We start from the raw sequence: 7,393 nt of genomic DNA, 5'->3' as shown, positions 1-7,393 counted from the left end.
AGAATAGATATGATTCTTGAAAGTGAGGATATATCGCTTTCAAATGTAGAGGCACTTAAATCCTTAGAACCATTTGGAATGGGTAACCCTACTCCGATTTTTGGTATGGAGGATATGTTTATAAATTCTAAGAGATATATAGGAAATGGAGAGAAGCACATTAAAATCCAATTCGAAAAGGATGATATTAGCTACGAGGGAATATTATTTAACTATGGAGCTAACTACATGGACAAGGATTGGAAAAATGTTGATATAGCTTTTAATTTAGATGAAAACAACTGGATGGGCAAAAGTACAGTTCAGTTAATTATAAAAGATATGAAACCCTACAAAAAGTGGATAAAGGAGAGTCTTAAAGATAACTATTATAAGTATCTTACCAAGGGAATTAATAATAATAACTTAGAGTACAATCTTTTGGACATAAACTTTGTAAAGAAGGATATGGACTTTCTTAAGGACTTTTTATGCTTTGAAAAAGGTTGTGTTTTGGTTTCATCGAAGAAATCCTTAGATGAACTTGATGAGATATTTGGATTATTTGAAGTTGAAGGAAATATTTTAAAAGATTCATCATCAGGTGTTATATTATGTCCCTGCGTTGATTATATTAATAATTGTGAGAATGTTTTAGTTTATGACTTTTTGTTATCTGAAGCAGACTACAAAACAATTAGTGATAAGGGAATAAATATATATCACTTTATTGATGATTCTACAGTAAGCAAAATAGACTCTACAATAGAGGATATGAGTATAAGTAGTAATATTTTAGAGGATATTATTACTAAGCTTCAAACTTCAAATATAAGCGGTAAGCTTTCAGATATAGCAGAGGATTTTAATATTAACCCATATCAGATGTTTAGTGCTATTACATTCCTTCGAAAAAGTGGTATAGTGGAGATACTTTCTAATAGTCAAGAAGTTAGGATATCACTTCTTAAAGAAAACCCTTCCATTAATTTTAAGGAAGATGACAATATTATAATGCATAAGATAAAGAAACTAAGATCACTAATAGAAATATGTTGTAAGGAGAATTAGTTATGATGTTACAAGAAAAAATAAGAATAATAGAGAACTTCCCAAAGGAAGGTATAAGCTTTAAGGATATTACACCAATTTTTCAAGATGCACAGGCCCTTAAGGAACTTATTGATATCTTCAAGAGCCAAGTAGAAGGTATGGAGATTGATGTTGTTGTTGGACCAGAGGCTAGAGGATTCCTAATCGGTGCACCTCTTGCTTACGCAATAGGAGCTGGATTTGTTCCAATAAGAAAGCCAGGAAAACTTCCATCAGACACATTAAGATATGAATACGCACTAGAGTACGGAACAGATACACTAGAAATTCACAAGGACGCTATTAAAAAGGGTCAAAAAGTTCTTATAGTAGACGATTTACTAGCAACAGGAGGAACTATTTCATCAGTTGCTAAGCTTGTAGAAGAACTTGGTGGAGAAGTTGTATCAATGAACTTTATAGTTGAACTTACTGGTCTTGAAGGAATTAAGAAGCTAGAGAAGTACAACGTTACATCACTACTAAAATACGAATTTTAATTCATATAAATTGCCAAATCATTTATATTGATATATAATTTAATTAATTTAACTTAGTCATAATCGCCCTGCATAAGTCTTAATAATTAGGCTAGGGCGTTTTATTTATATTAAGGTATTATATTTGTGCTAACAGAAAAGAGGGCTTAGTATGCTTGATAATTTATTAAAAAAAATAAACGATCAAAAACTTAACATAGATGTTGAAAAAGTCAAGAAAGCATATCGTTTAGCTGAAGAGGCTCATGGGACACAATATAGAGTATCAGGTGAACCATATCTTATACACCCAGTTGAGGTTGCAGATATACTTATAGAGATGGGACTTGATACAGAGACTATCTGTGCAGCACTTTTACATGATGTTGTAGAAGATACAGAATACACATATGAGGATATAGTAGATCTTTTTAACGAGGATGTTGCTAACCTTGTTGAAGGTGTAACAAAGCTTGGTAAGATTAAGTATAAGTCTAAGGAAGAGCAACAAGCAGAGAATATCAGAAAAATGCTTATAGCTATGGCCAAGGATGTTAGGGTTATTCTAATTAAGCTTGCAGATAGATTGCATAATATGAGAACACTTAAGTACCTTCCACCTGAAAAGCAGAAGGTTAAAGCTAAAGAAACACTTGATATTTTTGCACCAATTGCACATAGACTTGGTATATCCAAGGTTAAGTGGGAGCTTGAAGACTTAAGTCTTAGATATATAAGTCCAGACGATTACTATAACATAGGTAAGTTGATTTCCCAAAAACGTGGTGAGAGGGAACAGAATATTAACCAAATTGTTAATATATTAGATTCTTCATTTAAGAAGTCTAATATAGCAGCTGATATAGATGGTAGACCTAAGCATTTCTATAGCATATATAGAAAAATGAACCTTAAGCATAAGACTTTTGACCAGATATTTGACCTACTAGCAGTACGTGTTTTAGTAGACTCTGTTAAGGATTGTTATGCGGCACTTGGAATAGTACACACACTGTGGAAGCCTATTCCAGGTAGATTTAAGGATTATATAGCAATGCCTAAGCCGAATATGTATCAGTCACTACATTCAACACTTATAGGACCAGGTGGGCAGCCATTTGAAATTCAAATTAGAACACTAGAAATGCATAAGATTGCAGAGTATGGTATTGCAGCGCACTGGAAGTATAAAGAAGGTGTTAATTCAGGTGATATAGACTCTAAGCTTTCATGGCTTCGTGAGATAGTTGAGTATCAAACAGAAGCACAGGATGCTACTGAGTTTATGGAAACTGTTAAAATAGACTTTTTCTCAGATAAGGTGTTTATATTTACTCCAAAGGGTAAGGTTATTGACCTTCCTGTAGAGTCTACACCTATTGACTTTGCATATAAGATACATACAGATGTAGGTAATAAGTGTATTGGTGCTAAGGTTAACGGTAAGATGGTTTCACTTGATTATAAGCTTGAAACAGGTGATATAGTTGAGGTTATGACGTCTTCTGCAGCTAAGGGACCGAGTCATGATTGGCTTAATATTGCTAAGAGTTCACAGGCAAAGAATAAGATTAAGCACTTCATTAAACGTAGCTTTAAGGAAGAGAATCTTGATAAGGGACGTGAAATGCTTGAAAGAGAGTGTAAGCGTCAGGGAGTACCATTTAGTGAGGTTATGAAGCAGGAGCATGTTGACATGCTACTTAAGAGATTTAACTATCAGACACTTGATGACTTATATTCATCAATGGGTAGTGGTGCTATAACTGCAGCTCAACTTTTAACAAGGGTTAAGGATGAGATTCGTAAGGCTGAGAACAAGCATATAGAACAAAAGAAAGAAATACTTAATATAGATAAGAAAATCGACAAGAACAAGAGTCTTCATGGAAAAAGACCAGGAGTAGACGTTAAGGGTGAGAAGGATATATTAGTAAGATTTGCTAAGTGTTGTAGCCCAGTACCTGGTGATAAGATTGAAGGATTTATAACTAGGGGACGTGGTGTTTCTATTCATAGAGCTGACTGTGAGAATTATTACCACCTTAGAGATCAGGAGCCTGACAAGGCTATAGATGTTAGCTGGACAGGACAACATACAACAGACTTCCTAGCTGATATTAATATTATTGGAAGTGATAGAGCTGGTGTTCTATCAGATATTACTACTATACTATTTGATTCTAAGATATCACTTAGAGCTATGAACGCAAGAACAGCTCAGGGAGACGATATTTATATAAGCTTAACTATTAAGGTTATTGATGCGGATCAATTAGATAAGGTAATGAAGAATATACGTAATATACAGGGTGTACGTGAGGTATACAGAAGTAAGAGTTAAGGAAGTGTTTAGGTGAGGGCGGTAATTCAAAGAGTAGATTACTCAAAGGTAGAAGTAGACAATGAACTTATTGGAGATATAAACAGAGGATTATTAGTATTACTTGGTGTTGAAGACGAGGATACACCAGATGATATGAAGTATATGGTAGATAAAGTTATTAACCTTAGAATATTTGAGGATGAGAATGATAAGATGAACCTTTCTCTACTTGATATTCAGGGAGAATTAATGGTTGTTTCACAGTTTACCCTATATGGAGACTGTAGAAAAGGAAGAAGACCAAATTTTATGGGTGCAGCAAAGCCTGACTTTGCAAATTCTATGTATGAGGACTTTATAGCAGAAGCTAAAAAGTCAGTATCTAAGGTTTCAAATGGTAGCTTTGGGGCTCACATGAATGTTAGCCTTCTTAACAACGGACCAGTAACTATATTATTAGACAGTAAGAAGAATTTTTAAATATTTAGGGGGTTACTATGATATTAGAAGTATTTCCAGCAGGACCTTTTAATGCAAACTGCTATATTGTAGGAGATGAGGCTACAGGTAAGGGATTTATAATTGACCCATCAGGTAAGCCGGATGAGATTATTGAAATTACTAAGAATTTATCACTTAATATAGAGTTTATTATATTAACACATGGGCATGGAGACCATTTTACAGGGGCTTATAGAGTTAAGGAAGAACTAGGAGTGCCACTATATGTACATAGTGAAGATGTTTCACTTGTAGAAGGTGAAACAAGGGACCTTATTCCTATACTTAAAAACATGACAGTTGTTAATGTTGATAGGACTGTATCAGAGGAAGATACTTTAAGCTGTGGTAACTTAAACCTTGAGATTATAGAGACTCCAGGACATACTATGGGTGGTATTTGTATTAAGATAGGTGACGTAGTATTTACTGGTGATAGTTTATTCTTAAGAAGTATAGGTAGATGTGATATTGGGCGTGCTTGCCAGGATACATTAATATCTTCACTTAAGGATAAGATATTAACACTGCCAGAGGATACTGTATTATATCCAGGACATGGACCATCCACTACAGTTAAAAACGAAAAGGAGCTTAATCCGTTTTTTAGTTAAGCTTCTAAAAAGGAGAGAGTTATGATTAAAATAGCACTTATAGGACACGAATTTAGATATGAGGCTTATACTATAGCCTCTCTTTTTTATGAAAAAAAAGACATTATGTTTACTAGTGAAGAAGAGGCTGATGTTTTATCTATATATAATGAAGAAACTCATATTTGTTCACTTATAATTAAGGGGAAAGATGAGTATAGCACTTTAACATCTAATACTAAGAAGGATATTAAAATAGGTATTAAGTCTACATTGCTTCAGGGGCTTAAGAAAATAACAGGTAAGGAAGTGCCATGGGGAATACTAGTAGGTATTAGACCAACTAAGCTTTACCATGATTTTAAGCTAGAGGGACTTAATGATAATAGTATTAGGGAGTTACTTCAATATAAATATCATTTAGATAGTGATAAGATTGAACTACTTATTAAGGTAGCAAAGGCTGAGGAGCCATTCTTATCTACTAAGGAAAGAAGTATAGGAATTTATATTGGAATACCATTTTGTCCAACAAGATGTAGCTATTGTTCATTTACATCTAATCCACTTGGTACAAAGGGTAAAATGGTTGATGCTTATTTAGATTGTTTAATTAAGGAAATTGAATATACATCAAATCTTATAAAAGAGAAGAATATAAATGTTGATACATTATATATAGGCGGTGGTACACCTACTGCACTTAATGAGGGTCAGCTTGAAAGACTACTTAAAACAGTTTCTGAAAATATTAATACAGCTGGAATTCGAGAGTATACTATAGAGGCAGGTAGACCTGATTCTATAACATACGAAAAGCTTCAAATAATTAAGAAATATAATGCAGATAGAATAAGTGTTAATCCCCAAACAATGAATGATGAAACCCTTAAGAAGATTGGAAGAATCCATACTTCACAGGATACAATAGACATATTTAATATGGCTAGGGAACTAGGATTTAACAATATTAATATGGATATGATTATTGGTCTTCCAGGTGAGGGAACTGCCCATGTTAAGAAAACAATACAGGGAATTAAACAGCTTAAACCAGAGAGTATAACAATTCACACCATGGCAATAAAAAGAGCATCTAAACTTAATGAACAGAGATATGAAGGTAGCTGTGATGAAAGTTTAGAAATGTATAATATTGCAGTTGATGGTGCTAAGGATCTTAATATGATTCCATATTATATGTATAGACAGAAGAATATGATATCTCCACTTGAGAATATAGGTTATTCACTTAAGGGAATGGAATGTATTTATAACGTTCAGATGATAGCTGAAAATATCTCAATAATTGGACTTGGAGCAGACTCTGTTTCTAAGGCTATTTATCCTAAGGAAAATAGGCTAGAAAGAGTAGCTAATCTAAAGGACCTTGATGAGTACATTAAGCGTATTGATGAGGTGCTTTTAAACAAAGAAAAAGTTATTAATATGATTGAGGAATCATTTAGCTAGTTTTTGACAAGAATTATACTAAATGATATAATATTTTAGGTTAATATAAACAATGGTAATGACGAAGAATAGTAGTATTTACCCCTATTAAGAGAGAATGCATCATAGGCTGAAAGTGCATTTATAGAGAGGGAATATGAAGCACACTTTCGAACTAATAGCTTGAACTTAAGTAGGGCTATTCGGTAGCACCGTTACAGCGTTAAGTGGGTATATACCAATTAGGGTGGTACCGCGGGTAAGAATATAACCCGTCCCTTGCTATGCAAGGGGCGGTTTTTTTGATATTAAATATAATTTTAGGAGGTTTTGATTGTGTTAACAAAGGGACCAAGAGGAACAAAAGACGTATTACCAAGTGAAGCATATAAATGGCAGCATATCGAAAAGGCTGCAAGGGAAGTTGCAAGTGCATTCTCAGCCCATGAGATTAGAACTCCTGTATTTGAGCATACAGAGCTATTTTTAAGAGGTGTTGGTGAAACAACTGACATAGTACAAAAGGAAATGTACACTTTCATGGATAAGGGTGATAGAAGTATTACACTGAAGCCTGAGGGAACAGCACCTGCTGCAAGAAGTTTTATAGAGAACAACCTAGGAGTAGATCAGCAATTAAAGATGTACTACATTACTCCATGTTTCAGATATGAAAGACCACAGGCAGGAAGACTTCGTGAATTCCACCAGTTTGGTGTAGAATTCTTTGGAGCTTCAGGATATGAGGCTGATGCAGAGCTTATTTCATTAGCTATTGCGTACCTTAAGAAGCTTGGAATTGAAGGACTTAAGGTTAATATTAATAACCTAGGATGTAAGGAGTGTAGAACTAAGTATAACGACGCTCTTAAGGATTACCTACGTAGTAACATGGAAAGTCTTTGTGAAACTTGTAATACAAGATTCGAAAAGAATCCATTAAGAATTATTGACTGTAAGAATCCGGGCTG

Annotated in this window: 6 protein-coding genes, 1 pseudogene and 1 other annotated feature; all 7 genes and pseudogenes read left to right on the top strand. The window is 34.0% G+C overall.

Annotated features, from left to right (window positions below; translation table 11 throughout):
• A pseudogene (locus tag RR539_RS07485) lies at positions 1-1,050 on the top strand (hypothetical protein); the annotation flags it as partial.
• 2 nt (positions 1,051-1,052) lie between these two features.
• On the top strand, positions 1,053-1,571 hold the full coding sequence (locus RR539_RS07480; protein ID WP_332474835.1) for an adenine phosphoribosyltransferase: 519 nt from the start codon (positions 1,053-1,055) through the stop codon (positions 1,569-1,571).
• Positions 1,572-1,722: 151 nt separating this feature from the next.
• Entirely contained in the window at positions 1,723-3,894 is a 2,172-nt protein-coding gene (locus RR539_RS07475; protein WP_332483612.1) for a RelA/SpoT family protein, read from the top strand.
• A 12-nt stretch (positions 3,895-3,906) separates the two neighbouring features.
• Positions 3,907-4,356 carry a D-aminoacyl-tRNA deacylase gene (gene dtd, locus RR539_RS07470; RefSeq protein WP_332500296.1) on the top strand — a complete coding sequence of 150 codons (450 nt, stop codon included), beginning with the start codon at positions 3,907-3,909 and terminating at the stop codon, positions 4,354-4,356.
• A 17-nt stretch (positions 4,357-4,373) separates the two neighbouring features.
• Positions 4,374-4,991 (top strand): MBL fold metallo-hydrolase, encoded by a 618-nt coding sequence (locus tag RR539_RS07465; protein ID WP_332500295.1) that lies wholly within the window; start codon positions 4,374-4,376, stop codon positions 4,989-4,991.
• Positions 4,992-5,012: 21 nt separating this feature from the next.
• Positions 5,013-6,443 (top strand): coproporphyrinogen dehydrogenase HemZ, encoded by a 1,431-nt coding sequence (hemZ, locus tag RR539_RS07460; protein WP_332500294.1) that lies wholly within the window; start codon positions 5,013-5,015, stop codon positions 6,441-6,443.
• A gap of 49 nt (positions 6,444-6,492) precedes the next feature.
• Positions 6,493-6,705, top strand: a binding site (T-box leader).
• A gap of 53 nt (positions 6,706-6,758) precedes the next feature.
• On the top strand, positions 6,759-7,393 hold a 635-nt coding region (locus RR539_RS07455; protein WP_332500293.1), incomplete at its 3' end, for a histidine--tRNA ligase.

Source organism: Clostridium sp., assembly GCF_036639235.1.
Classification (GTDB): domain Bacteria; phylum Bacillota; class Clostridia; order Clostridiales; family Caloramatoraceae; genus Clostridium_AB.
Note: the sequence above shows the minus strand (reverse complement) of the source record. Positions and strands in the feature narration are given on the sequence as shown.